The sequence below is a fragment of the Citricoccus sp. I39-566 genome (assembly GCF_031432995.1).
Lineage (GTDB): Bacteria > Actinomycetota > Actinomycetes > Actinomycetales > Micrococcaceae > Citricoccus > Citricoccus nitrophenolicus_A.
In genome coordinates, this window is the sequence record NZ_CP133842.1 from 1,752,376 (window position 1) to 1,772,233 (window position 19,858).

Below are 19,858 nucleotides of genomic sequence, written 5' to 3' on the forward strand. Positions count from 1 at the left end.
CACCACGGGCCGGTCGACAACCGACAACCTCACTTAGGAGCGACATGCCTGTCGTCACCATGCGCCAGCTGCTGGACTCCGGCGTCCACTTCGGACACCAGACCCGCCGCTGGAACCCCAAGATGAAGCGCTTCATCTTCACCGAGCGCAACGGCATCTACATCATCGACCTGCAGCAGTCCCTGTCCTACATCGACCGGGCCTTCGAGTTCGTCAAGGAGACGGTGGCCCACGGCGGCACCATCCTCTTCGTCGGCACCAAGAAGCAGGGCCAGGAGGCCATCGCCGAGCAGGCCACCCGCGTGGGAATGCCCTACGTCAACCACCGCTGGCTCGGCGGCATGCTCACCAACTTCGCGACCGTCTCCAAGCGCGTCCAGCGCATGAAGGAGCTCGAGGAGATCGACTTCGAGGACGTCGCCGGTTCCGGCCACACCAAGAAGGAGCTGCTCCTGCTGCAGCGCGAGCTGACCAAGCTCGAGTCCAACCTGGGCGGCATCCGCAACATGACCCGGACCCCCTCCGCGGTCTGGATCGTGGACACCAAGAAGGAGCACCTCGCCGTGGACGAGGCCCAGAAGCTGGGCATCCCCGTGGTCGCCATCCTGGACACCAACTGCGATCCCGACGAGGTCACCTATCCGATCCCGGGCAACGATGACGCGATCCGCTCCGTCAACCTGCTGACCCGCGTGGTCGCCGACGCCGTGGCCGAGGGCCTGATCGCGCGCAACCAGGGCAAGTCCGGTGGCCAGGCCGCCGAGGAGCCCATGGCCGAGTGGGAGCGCGAGCTGCTCGAGCAGCACCAGGCCGAGCAGGCCGCGGCGCCTGAGGCCGCAGCCCCGGAGGCCGGACCCGCCACGGGCGGCATGTCTTCCCCGCAGGGCGAGCAGGCGGCCCAGGCCGACGTCGAGGCGGCCGGCGCCGTCCCGTCCGCCACGGATGCCGCCGAGGTGGCCGAGGCCGCCGAGGGCACCGAGGCACCGGCAGCAGAGGCCCCCGAGGCCAAGTGATCCACCACCGGCCGGCCCCCCACGGGGCCGGCCGGTGTCTGCCCGGGTCCGGCCCGGGCACCAGAACCACCGACCACCACAACACCACTTCGGGACAACCCCGCTACAGGTAAGGATGGGTACACGCATGGCGAACTACACCGCAGCTGACATCAAGGCCCTGCGCGAGCGCACCGGCGCCGGAATGATGGACGTCAAGAAGGCGCTGGACGAGGCCGACGGCGACTCCGAGAAGGCCATTGAGATCATCCGCGTGAAAGGCCTCAAGGGCGCCACCAAGCGCGAGGGCCGCGCGGCCGTCGAGGGCCTGGTCGCGGCCACCGTCTCCGGCGGCGTCGGCGTCATGGTCGAGATCAACTGCGAGACCGACTTCGTGGCCAAGAACGACAAGTTCATCGAGCTGGGCAACGTGGTGCTCGAGCAGGCCGTGGCCGTCGGTGCCGCCGACCTCGAGGCACTGCTGGCCTCCGAGTACAACGGCCGCACCCTGGGCGACCACGTCATCGACGAGGGTGCCGTGCTCGGCGAGAAGGTCGTCGTGCGACGCCTCGCCCGTGTGGAGGGCACCTTTGTGGACGCCTACCTGCACAAGACCTCCAAGGACCTGCCCGCCCAGGTGGGCGTCCTGATGGGCGTGGACGCCGACTCCGAGGCCGCGCAGTCCGCCGCCCACGACGTCGCCGTGCACACCGCCGCGTTCGCGCCGACCTACCTGTCCCGCGAGGACGTGCCGGCTGAGACCGTCGAGAACGAGCGCCGCATCGCCGACGAGACCGCCCGCGCCGAGGGCAAGCCGGAGCAGGCCATGGCCAAGATCGTGGAGGGCCGCCTGACCGGGTTCTTCAAGGAGATCGTGCTCGTGGACCAGCCGTTCGCCAAGGACCCGAAGCAGTCGGTCGGCAAGGTGCTGACCGAGGCCGGCACCGCCGTCACCGGCTTCGCCCGCTTCCGCGTCGGCAACTGACCCACCGGACCGCGGGCCGCACGCCCGCACGGTAGGATCGGACCGACCGCGCAGCGGAGGAACCTGGAAGGGGGTGGTCATCCACACTGGATGGCCACCCCCTTTGTTCTGCCCGCGCCACCCCACACCACCAGATCAGCCGAGCCCAGGAGGCCAGCCCATGGAGAGCCCTGTGAAGCGCACCAGCCCGGACATCCGCGATGCCACGTCCTTCAGCGAGTCCCAGGACCTGCAGCGTGCCCAGGCGGGGGACACCCACGGCAATCCCGGCCGCACGGGGAAGCGCCGCGTCCTGCTCAAGCTCTCCGGAGAGGTCTTCGGCGGCGGCAAGGTCGGTGTGGACCCCTCCACCGTCCGCGGCATCGCCGAGCAGATCGCCGACGCCCGGGGAGCCGTCGAGATCGCGATCGTGGTCGGCGGCGGCAACTTCTTCCGGGGGGCCGAACTCTCCGAGAACGGCATGGACCGGCGGCGCGCCGACTACATGGGCATGCTCGGCACCGTGATGAACTGCCTGGCCCTGCAGGACTTCCTGGAGCAGGCCGGGGTGTCCACCCGCGTGCAGTCCGCCATCCACATGGAGCAGGTGGCTGAACCCTATATCCCGCTGCGGGCCATCCGGCACATGCAGAAGGGCCGCGTGGTGATCTTCGGCGCCGGCACCGGGCTGCCGTACTTCTCCACGGACACCGTGGCCGCCCAGCGGGCCCTGGAGATCGGCGCGGACGAGGTCCTGATGGCCAAGTCCGGCGTGGACGGCGTCTACACCGCAGACCCGAAGAAGGACCCCGGGGCGGAGAAGTACGAGCACCTCACCTACGACGAGGCGCTGTTGAACAACATCCGGGTCATGGACCAGACCGCCATGACCATGTGCAAGGACAACGGCCTGTCCATGATGGTGTTCGGCATGGAGGGGCAGGGCAATGTCACCCGGGCCCTGCTGGGTGACCGGATCGGGACCGCAGTCACCGTCTAGGACGCCCGTGTCCTAGGATTGATGAGAAAACACCAGACCCCAGGAGAGAACGTGACGCAGGAAACGCTTCAGGCCGCCACCGAGCAGATGGCGAAGACCATCGAAGCCACCCGTGAGGACTTCGCCTCGGTCCGCACCGGCCGGGCCCACCCGGGGCTCTACTCCAAGGTCATGGTGGACTACTACGGCTCCTTCACGCCGCTGCAGCAGTTGGCCTCCTTCACCACCACCGATGCCCGTACCCTGCTCATCACGCCGTTCGACACCACGGCGCTGCGCAACATCGAGAAGGCCCTGTCCGACTCCGAGGTCGGGGCCAACCCCTCCAACGACGGCAAGGTCATCCGCGTGGTCATCCCGGAACTGACCGAGGAACGCCGCAAGGAGTACGTCAAGCTCGTCAAGACCAAGGCCGAGGACCACAAGGTCTCCCTGCGCAACACGCGCCGCAAGGCCAAGGAGACCCTGGACAAGATGGTCAAGGACGGGGACATCGGCGAGGACGAGGGCACCCGGGCCGAGAAGGAGCTCGACGCCACGACCCGCCGCTACACCGACGAGATCGATGAGATGGCCAAGCGCAAGGAAGCGGAACTCCTCGAAGTCTGAGCGTCCCGTCCCGTCATGACCGATTCCCCCGCCCCGGCCGCCCCTCGGCCGGAACCGCCGCCGGCTGAGCCGGGGCCGCCGCTGACCCGGCGCCAGCGGAGGGAACTCGAGGAGGCCCGGACCCGGAAGGCCAAGGCCGGCCGCAACCTGCCGGCGGCCATCATCGTGGGGCTCCTCCTGCTGGGGGGCGCCCTCGTCGGCCTGATCTGGTTTCCGGTGGTGCTCGCGATCCTGGTCATCGCCCTGCTGCTGCTGGGCGTGACCGAGACGTCCCGGGCGATCTCGCGCCGAGGCCTCGACATCCCCATGGTCCCGCTGTGGGTCGGGGCGATCGTCATGCCCCTCGGCGCCCTCGCCGGGGGCGCGGAGGCCCTGGTGCTGTCCCTGCTGGGCACCCTGGTGCTGATCCTGGTGTGGGCCGTGGTGGAGGACCTGCCGGCGCGGGGCGAGTCCGTGATGGCCTCGGCCTTCATCGTCCTGTGGGTCCCGTTCCTGCTGTCCTTCGCGGTCGCCCTGCTGGGTCAGGACCAGGGCAACCTCATGGTGGCCTGCATGCTGCTCATGGTGGTCTCGAACGACACCTTCGGGTACATCGTGGGCGCCAGCCTCGGCAAGCACCCGATGGCCCCGAAGATCAGCCCCAAGAAGTCCTGGGAGGGCTTCGCGGGCTCGGTGGCCGGCTCGGTGGTGGTGGGCACGCTCGCCGTGTACCTGTTCCTGGACCATCCCTGGTGGGTGGGGAGCCTGCTCGGACTGCTGACCGTGGCGTCCGCCACGGCCGGGGACTTCGCCGAGTCGATGATCAAGCGCGAACTGAACATCAAGGACATGGGATCGATGCTGCCCGGCCACGGCGGGGCCATGGACCGGCTCGACTCCCTGGTGTTCTCGGCCCCCGTGGCCTACATGGTCTTCGCCCTGCCGTTCGTCTGAGGCGCACCCGGCGGACCTCACCGGAACTGCGGGCCGCGCTGGCTACGATGGAGACGGCGGCGAACCCCCTATCCCAAGGAGCCTCTTCGATGGACCACGGCACGCGGCAGGACTCCGGCGGACTCCAGCGGCAGGTGATGGACTCGGCCGGGCGGCAGCCCTTCGACCTGGCCGACCGCGGGACCTTCGGCTATCACCGCAAGCAGGTGGACCAGTTCATGGCCCGGGCCCGCGTGGCGTATGAGGGCGGTGGGGACCTGCGTGCCGCGGAGATCCGCCACCTCTCCTTCGACGCCGTCAAGGGCGGCTACCAGGCCGACCAGGTGGATGACGTGCTGGACCGGCTCGAGGACGCCCTGGCGCGGGCCGAGCGCGAACGGCGGATCGAGGTGGACGGCGAGGACGCCTGGCAGGCCCGGGTGAGCGCCTCCATCGACGTGCTGCGGGGCCGGCTGGAGCGCCCGGACGGTGAGCGCTTCCGGCGTCCGGCGCGCGCGAGGGACACCGGCTACGACCGGACCGAGGTGGATGCCCTGTGCCGCCGCCTGTCCGCACGCTTCGACCAGAGGCCGGAGGGCGAAGAGCTCGTGGCCGACGACGTGCGCCGTGCCGTCTTCACCGCCGGCCCCGGCACGGACGCCTATGACGAGGCCCAGGTGGACGCCTACCTCGACGCCGCGATCGACGTCCTGTCCGTCCTGGACTGAACAGAGCCGGGCAGTCCCCTCAGCCGCGGTCCAGCAGCGAGTGCACGAGCGGCACGGCCCGCCACGGCACGAGCTCGGCCATGGCCAGCGAGGTGTCCGCCCGGTCCACGCCGTCGATCCGCAGGATCCGCGAGTGGATCCTGAACAGGTCCTCCGCGTTGCGCGCGGCGACCCGGGCGAGGACGTCCGCCGTACCCGTCAGCCCGTGGGCCTGGACGACCTCCGGGATCCCCTTCAGCGCCTCGGTGATCCGGGTGAGCTGCTGCTGGTGGACGTGGATCTGCACGAAGGCCGTGAGGGGATGGCCCAGCGCCTCCAGGCTGATCCGGCGCTCGAACGGCAGGAACACCTCCTCCTCGGTCAGCCGCGCCAACCGGGCCTGCACCGTGTTGCGGGACAGGGACAGCGCATGGGCCAGCGCCACGGTGGTGGCCTCGGGCGTCCGGGAGAGCTCCACGAGGATGCGCAGGTCAGTGGTGTCCAGGGTGCGCATGATGCTCACCTTCCTTCGGCGGGGTGACTGATCCACTGAGCAGGATGCTCAGGGTGTTCATCATATCTTGTGCAGTCCCGGTGCTGTGACTAGGCTCACAGGATCGAGCGGTCGACACCCTGACCGCGTCCGCGGCTGTGGCGCAGCACCCACCCGGTGCTGGCCAGAACGAGGAGGTCATCATGGGATCCACCAGCCTGATTCCCCCATCCACCGGCATGCACCACATCCCCGAACCGGACCTGCTGCAGGTCCTCTCCCCGGAGGGCCAGCGCCGCGCGGACGCCGACCTCGATCCCTGGCTCACGGACGTCACGCCCGGGATGCTGGCCGCCCTGCACCGGGACATGACGCTCATCCGCCGGATCGACACCGAGTGCACCCACCTGCAGCGTCAGGGGGAGCTGGCCCTGTGGCCCCCGCTCCTGGGGCAGGAGGCGGCACAGGTCGGCTCGGCCCTGGCCATGGAGGCCGAGGACTACGTCTTCCCCTCCTACCGCGAGAACGGGGTCGCCTACCTGCGTGGCATCGACCCGCTGGGGCTGGTCCGGCTGTGGCGCGGATCCACCTACGCCGGCTGGACGCCGGCCGACCACAACGTGGCGGCCCAGCAGATCATCATCGGCGCCCAGGCGCTGCATGCCGTCGGTTATGCCATGGGGATCACCCGGGACGGCGCGGACGCGGCGGCCATCGGCTACTTCGGGGACGGGGCCACGAGCCAGGGCGACGTCAACGAGGCCATGGTCTTCGCCGCCAGCTTCCACGCCCCGGTGGTGTTCTTCTGCCAGAACAACCAGTGGGCCATCTCGGAGCCGGTCGGCCTGCAGGCCAAGCGGCACATCGCCGACCGCCCCTGGGGCTTCGGCATCCCGGCCATGCGGGTGGACGGCAACGACGTCCTCGCCGTGCTGGCCGCCACCCGGCGGGCCCTCGAGCGGGCCCGCAACGGCGGGGGCCCCACCTTCATCGAGGCCGTGACCTACCGGATGGGCCCCCACACCACCGCGGACGATCCCACCCGCTACCGCGATCCGGACGAGGTGGAAGCCTGGCGTGCCAAGGATCCCATCGACCGCCTGGAGAAGCACCTCGAGGAACTGGGGGAGGACCTCGAGGCCGTCCGCGCCGCCGCCACCACCGCGGCCGACGCCCTGGCCGCGGAGCTGAGGGCCGGCGTCGCCGCCCTGCAGGAGCCGGAGCCCTCCGAGCTGTTCGACCACGTGTACGCGGAGCCGCACCACGAACTGGAGCGCCAGCGCGAGCACTACCGGCTCTACCTGGAGCAGTTCGACGGCCCGCAGCTCGCGGCGGGTGCGCGGTGACCCCGGCTGCCACCGGCGCCCCGGAGGCCATGACGTTCGGCAAGGCCATCAACGCGGGCCTGCGGTCAGCGTTGGCGGAGGACCCGAAGGTGCTGCTCATGGGCGAGGACATCGGCCAGCTCGGGGGCGTCTTCCGGATCACGGACGGACTGCAGGACGAGTTCGGCGTGGACCGCGTGGTGGACACGCCGCTGGCCGAGTCCGGCATCATGGGCACCGCCGTGGGCCTGGCGTACCGGGGCTACCGGCCCGTGGTGGAGATCCAGTTCGACGGCTTCGTGTACCCGTCCTTCGATCAGATCGTCTCCCAGGTCGCGAAGATGCACCACCGCACCCGGGGCGCCGTGACCATGCCGCTGACCATCCGCATCCCCTTCGGCGGCGGCATCGGCTCACCGGAGCACCACTCGGAGTCTCCCGAGGCCTACTTCGCCCACACGGCCGGGCTGCGCGTGGTGGCCCCCTCCACGCCGCAGGAGGGCTTCGACCTCATCCGGGCGGCCGTGGCCAGCGACGACCCGGTGGTCTACCTCGAACCGAAGCGGCGGTATCACGACAAGTCGCCGGTGGACCTCTCCGCGCCGCTGCGCCCGATGGGTCCGGCCGCGGTGGCCGCGGAGGGCACGGACGTCACGCTCGTGGCCTACGGGCCGCTGGTCAAGACCTGCCTGCAGGCCGCCGAGGCGGCCGCGGCGGACGGTGTCTCGATCGACGTGATCGACCTGCGCTCGCTGTCACCGATCGACTTCGGGCTGATCGAGGCCTCGGTGCGGCGCACCGGGCGGCTGGTGATCGCCCACGAGGCCTCGCGCACCGGCGGGCTGGGCGCGGAGATCGCCGCGACGGTGACCGAGCGCTGCTTCCACTGGCTGGAGCATCCGCCGGTCCGCGTGACCGGCTTCGACATCCCCTACCCGCCGGCCAAGCTCGAACACCACCACGTGCCGGACCTGGACCGCATCCTGGATGGAGTGGACCGCGCCCTGGACCGGCCGAACTCGCTCGATTCCCTGGACCCCTTCGCCGCGCCGCGACCGCTCGGCACCCTGACCGACCAGCTGACCGAGAAGACCGGAGGCGCCTGAGATGCTCAAGATCTTCAACCTGCCCGACCTGGGCGAGGGCCTGACCGAGTCCGAGCTGCTGACCTGGAAGGTCTCCGTGGGAGACCCCGTCAAGGTCAACGACGTGCTCGCCGAGGTGGAGACGGCCAAGGCCGTGGTGGAGCTCTCCTCCCCGTTCGACGGGACGATCGCCGAGCTCCACGGCGAGTCCGGCACCGTGGTCCAGGTCGGGGCGCCGATCGTCTCCTTCGACCTGCCCGGTGACGAGCCGGGGGAGAGCCCCCACCCCGGGCCCGACGCCGGCTCGGGCGCCCTTCCGGATGGTCGCGTGCCGACGCTGGTCGGCTACGGCGCGGCCGCGGAGGGGGCGGGCCGCCCGGCCCGGCGCACCCGGGTGGGGCGGCCGGCCACGCCGCATCCCGCGCCGTCCGGTCCGCCCGCGGGCTCCCCGGTGGCGGCGGCCACCGGCGCCGCGGCCCCGGCGACGTCCACCCTGACGGCCGAGCGGCCGCGGTCCACGCCTCCGGTCCGCCGGCTGGCGAAGGACCTGGGGATCGACCTGTCCGAGGTGCAGGGCACCGGGAGCGGTGGCGTGGTGACCCGCGAGGATGTCCAGCAGGCCGCGGAAGGCGCCGGGCCGGCGTCGGGCGCGGGGGTGGAGGCCGCGCAGGATCCCGGCGTCCGCACCCTCGGGGGGCGGCCCCGCATCCAGGAGGAGCCGATCCGCTCGGTGCGCAAGGCGACGGCCGCGGCCATGACGGCCAGCGCCTTCACCGCCCCGCACGTGACCGAGTTCCTGACGGTGGACGTCACGGAGTCCATGGAGCTGCTGGAAGACCTGAAGCGGCACCGGGACTTCCGGGAGCTGAAGCTGACTCCGCTGACCCTCGTGGCCCGCGCGGCGTGCCTCGCCCTGGAGCGCACGCCCGAGCTCAACGCCCGCTGGGACGGGGACCACGGGCGGATCGTGCGGCAGAACTACGTGAACCTGGGCATCGCGGCCGCCACGCCGCGGGGGCTCATGGTGCCGAACATCGCCGATGCGCAGGCCCTGGACCTGCGGGGGCTGGCAGGCCGGCTGGCCGAGCTGACCCGCGTGGCGCGGGAGGGCGGCCTGCAACCCGGCCACCTGTCCGGTGGGACGTTCACGCTGACCAATGTGGGGGTCTTCGGCGTGGATGCCGGGACGCCGATCATCAATCCCGGGGAGGCCGGCATCCTGGCCCTCGGCCAGGTCCGGCGGACGCCGTGGGAGTATCGGGGCGAGATCGCCCTGCGGCAGGTCATGACCCTGTCCCTGTCCTTCGACCACCGGCTGGTGGACGGGGAGCAGGGCTCGCGGTTCCTGGCGGACGTGGGTGCCGTGCTGAGCCGGCCGGGGATGGCGCTGGCCCTGTTCTAGGGCCCGATGCCGGCTGCGGACCAGGCCCCGGCCGTGCTAGCCGAGCTGCATGACCAGCTCGGTGACCACCTCGGAGCGGGCGTTGGAGAAGGTCTTGTCCTCGCCGACCACGGAGAAGCCGCGGCGGGTCAGGATCTTCTGCGAGCCGATGTTGTCCGCCGGGACGTGGGCGCGCAGGGGACGCTCGGTGAAGGCCTTCAGGAGGGCGTCCACGGCCGAGGTGGTGATGCCCTGGCCCCAGTAGTCGCGGGAGGTCCAGAAGGAGAGCTCCGGTTCGGTGCCGATGCCGGAGACCACCACGGCGCCCGCCACCTGGCCGTCCTGCTCGATGGTCCTCACCCGGGTGGCGGGGTCCTCCAGCAGCCGCGACCAGTGGTAGTCGAAGACCCCGCGGTCCTGCGGGTTGCGGGGGGCGAAGGCGGCCATCAGGTTCGCCTCGGGGTCCTGCTGATGCTCAAAGAAGTAGTCCAGGTCCTCGGACCGGACTTCACGAAGTTGCACGGAAATGGTGACCTCCTCGTCACGGTGTGGCCATCACACTGTACGTGGAATCCTAACCGCCCACCGGACCGGCCAGCAGGGCGGCCAGGGCCATCCGCTCCAGCAGGGCGCCCCGGCCGGACTGTTCGGCGGGGGAGCGGCGGACCGAATGGGGCGTGGAGTTCAGCAGCCCGAAGGCCGCTTGGGCGCGGAACACGGCCGTGGCGTGGTCCTCGTCCGGGTGCACCAGGACCAGCTGGTCGGCCCACAGCCCGATGTATGCCCGCTGCAGCCGGACCACCTCAGCACGCGCCTCGGCGTCAAGGTGGCGCATCTCCCGGTCCTGCACCGCGATGACGTCCCGGTGGGCCACGGCGAAGTCGGCCTGGAACCGCACCAGGGCGGCCAGGATCCCGCGGGCGGGCCCCTGACGCGCCACCACCTGCTGGGCGCCGGTGAGCAGGTCGCGGCTGACCTGCAGCAGGAGCTCGCCGAGCACGGCGTTCTTGCCCGGGAAGTGGCGGTAGACGCCCGGTCCGCTGATCCCGCAGGCTGCCCCGAGATCCTCCAGTCTCACGGAGGTGAAGCCGAGCTCCGCGAAGAGGCGGGCGGCGGCCTGCAGGAGGGACTGTCGGCGGTCGGCCTTGGCGGCGGCTCGTGCGGTCTGTTCGGTGGTCATGGCGTCCTGGAGGGGTTGAACGGGAGGGCCCGCCGGTGGACAACGGGCGGGAGGGATGAATACCATCACAGCATAGCTTCAGTTAATCATCATTCACTCAGATGGGATGCGCCATGAGCACCACAAACCACTCCGCCCCGGCCGGCCGCGGCCTGGCCGGTCCTGAACTGGGCGAGGACCACCGGGACCTGGTGGCCACGGTCCGCGAGTTCGCCGACGAGGTGGTGGCCCCGGTCTCCGCGGAGTTGGACGCCCGTCACGAGTTCCCCTACGAGATCATCCGGCAGATGGGGGAGATGGGGCTCTTCGGCCTGCCCTTCCCGGAGGAGTACGGCGGCATGGGCGGGGACTACTTCGCCCTCGCCCTGGCCCTGGAGGAGCTGGGCCGCGTGAACCAGTCGGTGGCCATCACTCTCGAGGCCGGGGTCTCGCTGGGGGCCATGCCGATCCACCGGTTCGGCACCGAGGAGCAGAAGGCCCGCTGGCTGCCGGACCTGGTGACCGCGAAGGCCCTGGCCGGCTTCGGGCTGACCGAGCCCAACGGGGGCTCGGACGCGGGCGGAACCCAGACCACCGCCACCCTGGCGGACGGGAGCTGGACCCTCAACGGCGCCAAGGAGTTCATCACCAACTCCGGCACGGACATCACCCGGCTCGTCACGGTGACGGCCGTGACGGGCGTCCACGAGGCGAAGACGGGGCCGGACGGCCGGCAGGGCAAGGAGATCTCCACGATCCTGGTGCCCTCGGACACCCCCGGGTTCACGGTGGGCGGCGCCTACGACAAGATGGGGTGGAACTCCTCGGACACCCACCCGCTGTTCTTCGACGGTGCCCAGGTCCCCGAGGCCAACCTGCTGGGTCAGCGGGGCCGCGGCTACGCGAACTTCCTCTCCATCCTGGACGAGGGCCGCATCGCCATCGCGGCGCTGTCCACCGGGGCGGCCCAGGGCTGCGTGGACGAGTCCATCGCCTATGCGCAGACGCGCACCGCGTTCGGCCAGGCCATCGGCAAGAACCAGGCCGTCTCCTTCAAGATCGCCCGCATGCAGGCCCGCGCGCACACGGCCCGGCTGGCGTACTACGAGGCGGCGGCCAAGATGCTCGCGGGCCGGCCCTTCAAGGCCGAGGCGGCCATCGCCAAGCTCGTGGCCGGGGAGGCGGCCATGGACAACGCCCGGGACGCCACGCAGGTGTTCGGGGGTTACGGGTTCATGAACGAGTCCCTCGTGGCGCGGCACTACCGCGACTCGAAGATCCTGGAGATCGGGGAGGGCACCACCGAGGTCCAGCTGATGCTGATCGCCCGCTCGCTCGGGCTGTAGCGCGTCACACCCCTGCGGAAATTTTCTGCCCGCAGGGGTGTGATCACGCTCACTATCCCCATAGGATGAGCGGGTCATACTCGCGGGTAGCCATCCGGTGCCCATCCGACAGGGGGATACGTGTCATCAACACCACATCCTGACCTGGCCGACAACGGCCACGTCGACTTCCGAGCCGTCCAGGCCACGCCACAGTTCCAGGAGCTGCGCCGCACGCACCGCAGCTTCGTCTTCCCGTGGACCGTGGTCTTCATCGTCTGGTACTTCCTCTACGTGATCCTCGCGGCCTACGCGCCGGAGTTCATGTCCATCAAGGTCCTCGGAAACATCAACCTGGGCCTGGTCATCGGCCTGGCCCAATTCGTCTCGACCTTCGTCATCACCGGGCTCTACGTGGCCTTCGCCAACAAGAAGCTGGACCCACGCGCCACGGACATCCGCGAGGAACTCGAGGCCCTGGACCCGACCATCGCCAACCAGAGCCTCTCCGGCCCCGGCGCCCCGACCGACGGAGGACAGAAGTGAACACCCTCTCCCTGCCGACCCCCGTCCTGGCCGCCACCACCGAGGGCACCAACGTCGGTGAACCGTGGCTCAACATGCTCATCTTCGGCCTGTTCGTGGCCGTGACCCTCGTCATCGTCCTGCGGGCCTCGAAGAACACCAAGACCGCGGCCGACTACTACGCCGGTGGCCGGTCCTTCTCCGGAACCCAGAACGGCACCGCGATCGCGGGGGACTACCTCTCGGCCGCGTCGTTCCTCGGGATCGTGGGGGCCATCGCCATCAACGGCTATGACGGCTTCCTCTACTCGATCGGCTTCCTCGTGGCGTGGCTGGTGGCGCTATTGCTCGTGGCCGAGCTGCTGCGCAACACGGGCAAGTACACGATGGCGGACGTGCTGTCCTTCCGCCTGCGCCAGCGGCCGGTGCGGATCGCCGCCGCCCTGGCGACCCTCATGGTCTGCCTGTTCTACCTCCTGGCCCAGATGGCCGGGGCCGGGGCACTGGTGTCCCTGCTGCTGGGCATCGACTCCCGCGCCGGCCAGTCCGTGGTCATCGCGATCGTCGGCGCGCTCATGATCCTCTACGTGCTGATCGGCGGGATGAAGGGCACCACCTGGGTCCAGATCATCAAGGCCTGCCTGCTGATCGCGGGCACCTTCGTCATGACCATCTGGGTCCTGGCCCTGTTCGGCTTCAACCTCTCCGCCCTGCTGGGCGCGGCGGTGGAGACCGCCGACGGCAACGAGGCCCTGCTCAACCCGGGCCTGCAGTACGGCATCAGCGAGATCACCAAGCTCGACTTCCTGTCCCTGGGGCTGGCCCTGGTGCTCGGCACCGCCGGACTGCCGCACGTGCTGATGCGCTTCTACACGGTGCCCACCGCCAAGGAGGCCCGCAAGTCGGTGGTCTGGGCGATCGTGCTCATCGGCGCGTTCTACCTGTTCACCCTGGTGCTCGGCTACGGCGCCGGCGCCCTCATCGGGCCGGAGCGGATCGAGAACGCGCCGGGCGGGGTCAACTCGGCGGCGCCTCTGCTGGCCTTCGAACTCGGCGGACCGCTGCTGCTGGGGCTGATCTCCGCCGTGGCCTTCGCGACGATCCTCGCCGTGGTCGCCGGGCTCACGATCACCGCGGCGGCCTCGTTCGCGCACGACATCTTCGCCAACGTCATCGCCAAGGGCAAGACGTCCCCGGAGAAGGAGGTCAAGATCGCCCGCCGCACCGTGGTGGTGATCGGGGTGCTGGCCATCGTCGGCGGCATCGGTGCCCAGGGTCAGAACGTCGCCTTCCTGGTGGCGCTCGCCTTCGCGGTGGCCGCCTCGGCCAACCTGCCGACCATCCTCTACTCGCTGTTCTGGAAGGGCTTCACCACCCAGGGCGCCCTGTGGTCGATGTACGGCGGCCTCGGCGCGGCGATCCTGCTGATCGCCTTCTCGCCGGTGGTCTCCGGCACCGAGACGTCCATGATCGTCGGCGCCGACTTCGCCTGGTTCCCGCTGAAGAACCCGGGCATCGTCTCGATCCCGCTGGCCTTCCTCCTCGGCTTCCTCGGCTCCAAGCTGGACCGGCGCACCGAGGACCCGGTCAAGCAGGCCGAGATGGAGGTGCGCTCCCTCACCGGGGTCGGCGCCGAGAAGGCGGTGGACCACTAGCAAGCAGAGGCACGACGGCGGCCCGGGACCTCGGCGTCTCGGGCCGCCTTTCCGTGCGGTCGGGTCGGCCGCCGGGCCTACCCCGGTCCCCAGCGGTAGAACTTCTCGGGCCGCCCGGCCGTCCCGTAGCGCGGGGTGATGCGGGCCAGGCCCCGTCCCACCAGGAACTCGAGATACCGACGGGCGCTGACCCGGGACAGGCCCAGGCGGTCGGCGATCCCGGAGGCGGAGGCCGGTTCCGGGGAGGACTGCAGGGCACCGACCACGGACTCCAGGGTGAGACGGGACAATCCCTTGGGCAGCGGGTCGGCGACCGTCACGGGTTGCCGCGAGGGCTCACGCGGGGCCAGCAGGCGGTCGATGCCCGCCTGGTCGAGGCCGGCCTGCGTGACCGAATGGTCGGCAACCCGTGCCCTGTACTCCACGTAGGCGTCGAGTCGTTCCCGCAGCACCCGGCCGGAGAAGGGCTTGACCAAGTAGTCGTGGACGCCGCCGGCCATGGCCGCACGGACGGTCTCGATCTCCCGGGCGGCGGTGATCGCGATGATGTCCACGGGCGTCCCGGGGAGGTTGCGCGCCGCCCGGAGCACCTCGATCCCGCTGAGGTCCGGCAGGTGGATGTCCAGGAGCACCATCTCCGGGCGCAGGGCGGTGATCTGAGCCAGCGCGGTGGTGCCCGTGTGGGCCGTCCCCACCACGTCGAAGGACCGATGGGTCCCGAGGAAGCCCACGTTGACGGCCACCACGTCCGGCTCGTCGTCGACCACGAGGGTACGGATGAGGGTCATGCGACCGGTGCCCCCTGCCGCGTTCCGGGCCACCCGGCGGGGTCAGCGGCTGCGGGCGCGGAGGACAGCCGGACCGTGAACCGGGCGCCGCCGCCGTCGGGGGTCTCCACCCGGACCCAGCCCTCGCGCCGTTGGGAGATCCGGGCCACCAGGGCCAGGCCGAAGCCCCGGGCGCCCCGCTCGGCCTTGCTGGAGTGTCCGGCAGTGAAGATCGCCTCCCGCTGCCCGGTGGGGACGCCGGCGCCCTCGTCCTGCACCGACACGGTGATGCCCCCGAGGTCCTGGGCCAGGGACACCCGGATCGTGTCCCCGTGGCCGGAGACGTCCATCGCGTTGTCCACCAGGTTGCCGATCACCGTGGCCACGTCGTCGGTGCCGTCGGGATCGGCCGCGGAGTCGGGCGCCACGACCAGCCGGATGCCCCGTTCCTCGCAGATGGAGGTCTTGGCCATCAGCAGGCTGGCCACCACCGGGTCCGTGATCCCCGGGGCGGTGTTCCCGCCCACCACCGCTCCGCCGTGGCCGGTCCGCTCGATGTAGTCGATGGCCTCACGGACCTGATCCAGCTCCAGGAGCCCGGAGATGATGTGCATCCTGTTCGAGAACTCGTGGGCCTGCGCCCGGAGGGCCTGGGCGGCGTCCCGGGCCCCGTCGAGGTCCTGCAGGAGCTGGTGGAGCTCGGTGCGATCCCGCAGGATCAGCACGCTGCCGACCCGGCGCCCGTCCACGGTGGCCGCCGTGGCCCGCACCAGCAGCATGCGCTCGCCGACCAGCACCGTCTCGTCCTGCTCGGCGGACGTGGTGGCCATGGCCACGAGGGCCGGGTCGAGGACGTCTGCGGCTGCCCGGCCCGCCAGGGCGCCGTCGGGGGCCAGCAGTCGGGTGGCCTCGTCGTTGACCAGTGCCACCCGGCCTCGCTCGTCCACCGCCACGACGCCCTCGCCGATGCCGTGGATCATGGCGTCGCGGGTCTCCAGCAGGGCGGCGATCTCCTCCGGCTCCAGCTGGTAGATCCGGCGCCAGACCAGGCGGGAGACGTAGATCGCGCCGCCGGAACCCGCCAGGGCGGCGATGACCAGCCACGCGAGCAGGACCGGCAGGTCGTCGGTGAGGTCCGCATGGAGCAGGGACTCCAGGGTCCCCACGGACACGGTGCCGATGACCTCGCTCCCGTCCGGGTCGAAGACCGGCACCTTCACCCGCCAGGACTCCCCGAGCGTGCCGGTCTGGGTTCCCACGTAGATCTCGCCGGACAGCGGGATGGAGGGGTCCGTGGAGACCCGCTCGCCGATCCTCTCGGGATTCGCGTGCGAGTACCGGATCCCCTCCGCGTCGGTCACCACCACGTAGGTGACCTCGGTGGACTGGGTGATGACCTCGGCGATCGGCTGGATGGTCGAGCTGGGGTCCGGGTCGTCGAACGCGTCGACGATGGAGGGCAGCCGGGCCACGGACTGCGCCACCCCGACCATCTTGGCCTCATAGGCGTCCCGGATCTGCTGTTCCAACATCGTCAGGGCCACGGCGCCGGCGACCAGGACCACGGTCAGCACGATGGACAGCTGCAGCAGCATCAGCTGGGTCCGGAGGGAGAGGGTGCGCAACACGCTTCCCATTCTCCCAGAGTGTGAGGCGATTCACAGCCGCTCCGTGCGTGACCGCAATGTCCAATATGTCCGCTATGACCACATGCTTCGCGGCAGCCCGGGGCCTCCCTACGCTCGTCGGCATGGTGATCCACATCACGTCACCAGCACCGTCTACCGCACCGAAGAGGACTATCCCATGGAATCCCGACGCACCCTCACCCGCCCCCTCGGGTTGGCAGCCGCCGCCGCAACCGCCGCCCTCGTCCTGAGCTCCTGTTCCGCCGGCACCGGCACCGACGCCGGTGCCACCGCCGGGGAGGACGCCGCCATCGAGGACCTGAAGATCATCGTCCCGGCCGACCCGGGCGGCGGCTGGGACCAGACCGGCCGCGCCCTGGCCAACGACCTGGAGCAGAACGACCTGATCAGCAGCAGCCAGGTGGTCAACGTCGGCGGCGCCGGCGGCACCAACGGGCTGGCCTCCCTGGCCACCGAGCAGGACCCCAACACCCTGATGGTGATGGGCTACGTCATGGTCGGTGCCGTGGAGACGAACGACTCGCCCAACCGGATCGAGGACACCACCCCGATCGCCCTGCTCACCGAGGAGCCGCTGGTGGTGGTGGTCCCCGCCGAGTCCGAGTACCAGGACATCAACGACCTGGTGGAGGACATCGAGGCCAACGGCCAGGACGTGTCCATCACGGGTGGCTCGGCCGGCGGCGTGGACCACATCCTCGCGGGCATGATGCTGAAGAACGCCGGCATCAGCGCCGACAACCTGAACTACATCCCGTACTCGGGCGGCGGGGAGTCCCTCGCCGCACTGCTGGGCAACAAGGTCTCCGCCGGCATCTCCGGCGTGGGCGAGTACGCCGAGCAGGTCAAGGCCGGCGAGCTCCGGGCGCTCGCCGTCTCCGGCGCGGAGGCGGCCCCCCAGATCCCGGACACGCCCACCCTGACCGAGCAGGGCGTCGACATCGAGCTGACCAACTGGCGCGGAGTCGTCGCCCCCGGCAGCATCGACGAGGCGCAGGCCGAGGCGCTGACCGAGCTGGTCACCGACCTGCAGGAGACCGAGATGTGGCAGGAGACCCTGGAGACGAACGCCTGGGCCGATGCGTTCCTGGCCGGTGACGAGTTCGAGTCGTTCCTGACCGAGGACATCGAGAACGTCAACGCCATCCTGACGGAGATCGGGCTGCTGGACTGATGAAGCACGCCGAAACCGCCGCGCCGGCCGGCAGGCCCGCGTCGGCAGAGGTGCCCCGGGGCGGTTCCGCCGCCCCGGGCGTACCGGTCGGGGAGATGCTCTTCGCCGTCTTCATCCTGGCGCTGGGCATCCTCGGCTTCGTGGCCGGCGCCGGCATCCAGACGCCGTCCTCGGCCAACGACATCGGTCCGCGCGCCCTGCCCTACCTCATCTCGGGCGCCCTCGTGCTCGTCGGTGTCGGCCTGGTCATCCAGCTCCTCCGGGGCCACCGGGGCCAGGCCGACGAGGGTGAGGACGTGGACCCGGACATCCCCACGGACTGGCTCACCGTCGCCAAGCTCGTGGGCATCGTCGTGGTGCACATCGTCCTCATCGTCCCGCTCGGCTGGGCGGCCGCCGCGGCCCTGCTGTTCTTCGGGGCCGCCTGGTCCCTCGGGGCCAGGCCGTGGTGGCGCAACGCCCTCATCGCCGTCATCATCGCCCTCGTCCTGCAGTACGGCTTCGGCGTGCTGCTGGGGGTCTCGCTGCCCCCCGGAGTGCTGGAAGGGGTGCCATTCCTGAATGGATAACCTGATCACCCTCATGGAGGGTTTCGCGGTCGCCATGCAGCCGATGTACCTGCTGTACGCCCTGGGTGGCGTGCTGGTGGGCACGGCCGTCGGCGTGCTGCCGGGCATCGGCCCGGCCATGACGGTCGCCCTGCTGATGCCGATCACCTACAGCCTGGACCCGACGGCGGCCATCATCGTCTTCGCCGGGATCTACTACGGCGGCATGTACGGCGGGTCCACCACGTCGATCCTGCTGAACACGCCGGGGGAGTCGGCCTCCATCGTCACGGCGCTGGAGGGCAACCGGATGGCCAAGGCCGGACGGGGCGCCGCGGCGCTCGCGACGGCGGCCATCGGCTCCTTCATCGCCGGCACCGTGGCCACGGTGCTGCTGACCTTCGTGGCACCCTCGGTGGCACGCTTCGCCGTCCAGATCGGCCCCGTGGAGTACGTGGCCCTGATGGTGGTGGCCTTCCTGACCGTGGGGGCGCTGCTCGGCGCCTCGGTGTTGCGCGGGCTCGCCTCGCTGTGCCTGGGGCTGTTCATCGCCTTCATCGGCGTGGACATCATGACCGGCCAGCAGCGCTACACCTTCGGCAACCCGTTCCTCGCGGACGGCATCGACGTCGTCCTCGTGGCCGTGGGCCTCTTCGCCCTGGGCGAGGCGCTCTACGTGGCCTCCCGCCTGCGCCACGGCGCGGTCCAGATCATCCCCGTGACCGGGGGCTGGACCACGTGGATGCGCAAGGAGGACTGGAAGCGCTCCTGGAAGCCCTGGCTGCGCGGCACGTTCATCGGCTTCCCGATCGGCACCATGCCGGCCGGTGGCGCCGACGTCGCCACGTTCCTGTCCTACGCCGCGGAGAAGAAGGTGGCCAAGGGGGCGGCCAAGCGGCAGTTCGGCCGGGGCGCCATCGAGGGCGTCGCGGGACCAGAGGCCGCGAACAACTCGGCCGCCGCGGGCGTCCTCGTGCCGCTGCTGACCCTGGGGATCCCGACGACGGCCACCGCGGCGATGATGCTCGTCGCCTTCCAGCGGTACAACATCCAGCCCGGGCCGCTGCTGTTCGAGGTGGAGGGCGCCCTGGTCTGGGCCCTGATCGCCAGCCTCTACGTCGGCAACCTGATGCTGCTGGTGCTCAACCTGCCGCTGGTCGGCATCTGGGTGAAGATCCTCCAGGTCCCGCGCCCCTACCTGTACGCGGGGATCCTCGTGTTCGCCGCAATGGGTGCCTTCTCGGTGAACTTCACCCCGGTGGACGTGCTCCTGCTGCTGGTGGTCGGGGTGCTCGGCTTCCTGATGCGCCGCTACGGGTATCCGATCGCCCCGCTGGTGGTCGGCATGATCCTGGGGCCGATCTTCGAGAGCCAGCTGCGCCGTTCGCTGGCGATCTCCCAGGGGGATCCCCTCGCCCTGGTCTCCACCCCGATCGCCGCCGGGATCTACGTGGTCCTGGTCATCATCTTCATCCTCTCGTTCTGGATGAAGCGGCGTCAGCGGGCCATGGAGTCGGAGGTGCTGCCGTCCGAACCCGCCACAGAGGATGCGGAGGACTCCCAGCCCGTCCGGCCATAATGGACCGGT

Annotated in this window: 20 protein-coding genes; 15 read left to right on the forward strand and 5 right to left on the reverse strand. The window is 70.5% G+C overall.

Going from position 1 to position 19,858, the window contains the following annotated elements:
* Positions 1–44: 44 nt before the first annotated feature.
* From rpsB to RE421_RS08100, 6 genes are all read left to right on the forward strand, one after another.
* Complete coding sequence (rpsB, locus tag RE421_RS08075) at positions 45–1,013, forward strand: 30S ribosomal protein S2 (RefSeq protein WP_309808580.1); 969 nt, start codon at positions 45–47, stop codon at positions 1,011–1,013.
* 127 nt (positions 1,014–1,140) lie between these two features.
* Positions 1,141–1,977, forward strand: a complete 837-nt coding sequence (tsf, locus tag RE421_RS08080; protein WP_309808582.1) for a translation elongation factor Ts — start codon at positions 1,141–1,143, stop codon at positions 1,975–1,977.
* A gap of 160 nt (positions 1,978–2,137) precedes the next feature.
* Positions 2,138–2,956, forward strand: coding sequence for a UMP kinase (gene pyrH / locus RE421_RS08085; protein WP_309808584.1), 819 nt, complete (start codon positions 2,138–2,140; stop codon positions 2,954–2,956).
* A 51-nt stretch (positions 2,957–3,007) separates the two neighbouring features.
* Complete coding sequence (gene frr / locus RE421_RS08090) at positions 3,008–3,565, forward strand: ribosome recycling factor (protein WP_309808586.1); 558 nt, start codon at positions 3,008–3,010, stop codon at positions 3,563–3,565.
* Positions 3,566–3,580: 15 nt separating this feature from the next.
* Entirely contained in the window at positions 3,581–4,498 is a 918-nt protein-coding gene (locus tag RE421_RS08095; protein ID WP_309808588.1) for a phosphatidate cytidylyltransferase, read from the forward strand.
* An 89-nt stretch (positions 4,499–4,587) separates the two neighbouring features.
* The gene (locus RE421_RS08100; RefSeq protein WP_309808589.1) at positions 4,588–5,205 is read left to right on the forward strand and encodes a DivIVA domain-containing protein; all 618 of its coding nucleotides are present in this window, start codon (positions 4,588–4,590) and stop codon (positions 5,203–5,205) included.
* Positions 5,206–5,224: 19 nt separating this feature from the next.
* Here RE421_RS08100 and RE421_RS08105 read toward each other — a convergent pair whose 3' ends face one another.
* Positions 5,225–5,698 (reverse strand): Lrp/AsnC family transcriptional regulator, encoded by a 474-nt coding sequence (locus RE421_RS08105; protein ID WP_309808591.1) that lies wholly within the window; start codon positions 5,696–5,698, stop codon positions 5,225–5,227.
* A 182-nt stretch (positions 5,699–5,880) separates the two neighbouring features.
* Between RE421_RS08105 and pdhA the strand changes: the two genes are divergently transcribed.
* From pdhA to RE421_RS08120, 3 genes are read left to right on the forward strand one after another with little or no spacing between them, the layout of a single operon-like run.
* Complete coding sequence (pdhA, locus tag RE421_RS08110) at positions 5,881–7,023, forward strand: pyruvate dehydrogenase (acetyl-transferring) E1 component subunit alpha (RefSeq protein WP_309808594.1); 1,143 nt, start codon at positions 5,881–5,883, stop codon at positions 7,021–7,023.
* A gap of 29 nt (positions 7,024–7,052) precedes the next feature.
* The gene (locus RE421_RS08115; protein WP_309817202.1) at positions 7,053–8,108 is read left to right on the forward strand and encodes an alpha-ketoacid dehydrogenase subunit beta; all 1,056 of its coding nucleotides are present in this window, start codon (positions 7,053–7,055) and stop codon (positions 8,106–8,108) included.
* Between the two features lies 1 nt (position 8,109).
* The gene (locus RE421_RS08120; protein ID WP_309808596.1) at positions 8,110–9,489 is read left to right on the forward strand and encodes a dihydrolipoamide acetyltransferase family protein; all 1,380 of its coding nucleotides are present in this window, start codon (positions 8,110–8,112) and stop codon (positions 9,487–9,489) included.
* A 36-nt stretch (positions 9,490–9,525) separates the two neighbouring features.
* Here the strand turns inward: RE421_RS08120 and RE421_RS08125 are convergent, their stop codons facing one another.
* Complete coding sequence (locus RE421_RS08125) at positions 9,526–9,990, reverse strand: GNAT family N-acetyltransferase (RefSeq protein WP_309808598.1); 465 nt, start codon at positions 9,988–9,990, stop codon at positions 9,526–9,528.
* A 52-nt stretch (positions 9,991–10,042) separates the two neighbouring features.
* Positions 10,043–10,648 (reverse strand): TetR/AcrR family transcriptional regulator, encoded by a 606-nt coding sequence (locus RE421_RS08130; RefSeq protein ID WP_309808599.1) that lies wholly within the window; start codon positions 10,646–10,648, stop codon positions 10,043–10,045.
* Positions 10,649–10,761: 113 nt separating this feature from the next.
* On the opposite strand from RE421_RS08130, the gene RE421_RS08135 reads away from it, so the two are divergent.
* From RE421_RS08135 to RE421_RS08145, 3 genes are all read left to right on the forward strand, one after another.
* Complete coding sequence (locus RE421_RS08135; RefSeq protein WP_396134476.1) at positions 10,762–11,973, forward strand: acyl-CoA dehydrogenase family protein; 1,212 nt, start codon at positions 10,762–10,764, stop codon at positions 11,971–11,973.
* Positions 11,974–12,093: 120 nt separating this feature from the next.
* Entirely contained in the window at positions 12,094–12,498 is a 405-nt protein-coding gene (locus RE421_RS08140) for a DUF485 domain-containing protein (RefSeq protein WP_309808601.1), read from the forward strand.
* Between the two features lie 74 nt (positions 12,499–12,572).
* Positions 12,573–14,132 (forward strand): cation acetate symporter, encoded by a 1,560-nt coding sequence (locus tag RE421_RS08145; protein ID WP_309817208.1) that lies wholly within the window; start codon positions 12,573–12,575, stop codon positions 14,130–14,132.
* A 77-nt stretch (positions 14,133–14,209) separates the two neighbouring features.
* On the opposite strand, the gene RE421_RS08150 is transcribed toward RE421_RS08145, so the two are convergent.
* Both RE421_RS08150 and RE421_RS08155 read right to left on the reverse strand, forming a co-directional pair.
* Entirely contained in the window at positions 14,210–14,920 is a 711-nt protein-coding gene (locus RE421_RS08150) for a response regulator (protein WP_309808604.1), read from the reverse strand.
* Positions 14,917–16,527: a sensor histidine kinase gene (locus tag RE421_RS08155; protein ID WP_309808606.1), complete on the reverse strand. Its 1,611-nt coding sequence runs from the start codon at positions 16,525–16,527 to the stop codon at positions 14,917–14,919. Before RE421_RS08155 ends, RE421_RS08150 begins: the two co-directional genes overlap by 4 nt.
* Positions 16,528–16,705: 178 nt before the next feature.
* On the opposite strand from RE421_RS08155, the gene RE421_RS08160 reads away from it, so the two are divergent.
* The 3 genes from RE421_RS08160 to RE421_RS08170 are packed head-to-tail and all read left to right on the forward strand — an operon-like array spanning position 16,706 to position 19,849.
* Positions 16,706–17,722: a tripartite tricarboxylate transporter substrate-binding protein gene (locus tag RE421_RS08160; RefSeq protein WP_309808608.1), complete on the forward strand. Its 1,017-nt coding sequence runs from the start codon at positions 16,706–16,708 to the stop codon at positions 17,720–17,722.
* The gene (locus RE421_RS08165) at positions 17,722–18,291 is read left to right on the forward strand and encodes a tripartite tricarboxylate transporter TctB family protein (protein WP_309808609.1); all 570 of its coding nucleotides are present in this window, start codon (positions 17,722–17,724) and stop codon (positions 18,289–18,291) included. The genes RE421_RS08160 and RE421_RS08165 overlap by 1 nt, the downstream gene beginning before the upstream one ends.
* Entirely contained in the window at positions 18,284–19,849 is a 1,566-nt protein-coding gene (locus RE421_RS08170) for a tripartite tricarboxylate transporter permease (RefSeq protein WP_309808611.1), read from the forward strand. Before RE421_RS08165 ends, RE421_RS08170 begins: the two co-directional genes overlap by 8 nt.
* Positions 19,850–19,858: the final 9 nt, after the last annotated feature.

Excerpts from the sequence above, each read along its gene's own strand:
- rpsB (WP_309808580.1), top strand. The coding sequence starts at position 45 with ATGCCTGTCGTCACCATGCGCCAGCTGCTGGACTCCGGCGTCCACTTC.
- tsf (WP_309808582.1), top strand. The coding sequence starts at position 1,141 with ATGGCGAACTACACCGCAGCTGACATCAAGGCCCTGCGCGAGCGCACC.
- pyrH (WP_309808584.1), top strand. The coding sequence starts at position 2,138 with ATGGAGAGCCCTGTGAAGCGCACCAGCCCGGACATCCGCGATGCCACG.
- RE421_RS08095 (WP_309808588.1), top strand. The coding sequence starts at position 3,581 with ATGACCGATTCCCCCGCCCCGGCCGCCCCTCGGCCGGAACCGCCGCCG.
- RE421_RS08100 (WP_309808589.1), top strand. The coding sequence starts at position 4,588 with ATGGACCACGGCACGCGGCAGGACTCCGGCGGACTCCAGCGGCAGGTG.
- RE421_RS08105 (WP_309808591.1), bottom strand. The coding sequence starts at position 5,698 with ATGCGCACCCTGGACACCACTGACCTGCGCATCCTCGTGGAGCTCTCC.
- pdhA (WP_309808594.1), top strand. The coding sequence starts at position 5,881 with ATGGGATCCACCAGCCTGATTCCCCCATCCACCGGCATGCACCACATC.
- RE421_RS08115 (WP_309817202.1), top strand. The coding sequence starts at position 7,053 with ATGACGTTCGGCAAGGCCATCAACGCGGGCCTGCGGTCAGCGTTGGCG.
- RE421_RS08120 (WP_309808596.1), top strand. The coding sequence starts at position 8,110 with ATGCTCAAGATCTTCAACCTGCCCGACCTGGGCGAGGGCCTGACCGAG.
- RE421_RS08130 (WP_309808599.1), bottom strand. The coding sequence starts at position 10,648 with ATGACCACCGAACAGACCGCACGAGCCGCCGCCAAGGCCGACCGCCGA.
- RE421_RS08135 (WP_396134476.1), top strand. The coding sequence starts at position 10,762 with ATGAGCACCACAAACCACTCCGCCCCGGCCGGCCGCGGCCTGGCCGGT.
- RE421_RS08145 (WP_309817208.1), top strand. The coding sequence starts at position 12,573 with ATGCTCATCTTCGGCCTGTTCGTGGCCGTGACCCTCGTCATCGTCCTG.
- RE421_RS08150 (WP_309808604.1), bottom strand. The coding sequence starts at position 14,920 with ATGACCCTCATCCGTACCCTCGTGGTCGACGACGAGCCGGACGTGGTG.
- RE421_RS08160 (WP_309808608.1), top strand. The coding sequence starts at position 16,706 with ATGGAATCCCGACGCACCCTCACCCGCCCCCTCGGGTTGGCAGCCGCC.
- RE421_RS08165 (WP_309808609.1), top strand. The coding sequence starts at position 17,722 with ATGAAGCACGCCGAAACCGCCGCGCCGGCCGGCAGGCCCGCGTCGGCA.
- RE421_RS08170 (WP_309808611.1), top strand. The coding sequence starts at position 18,284 with ATGGATAACCTGATCACCCTCATGGAGGGTTTCGCGGTCGCCATGCAG.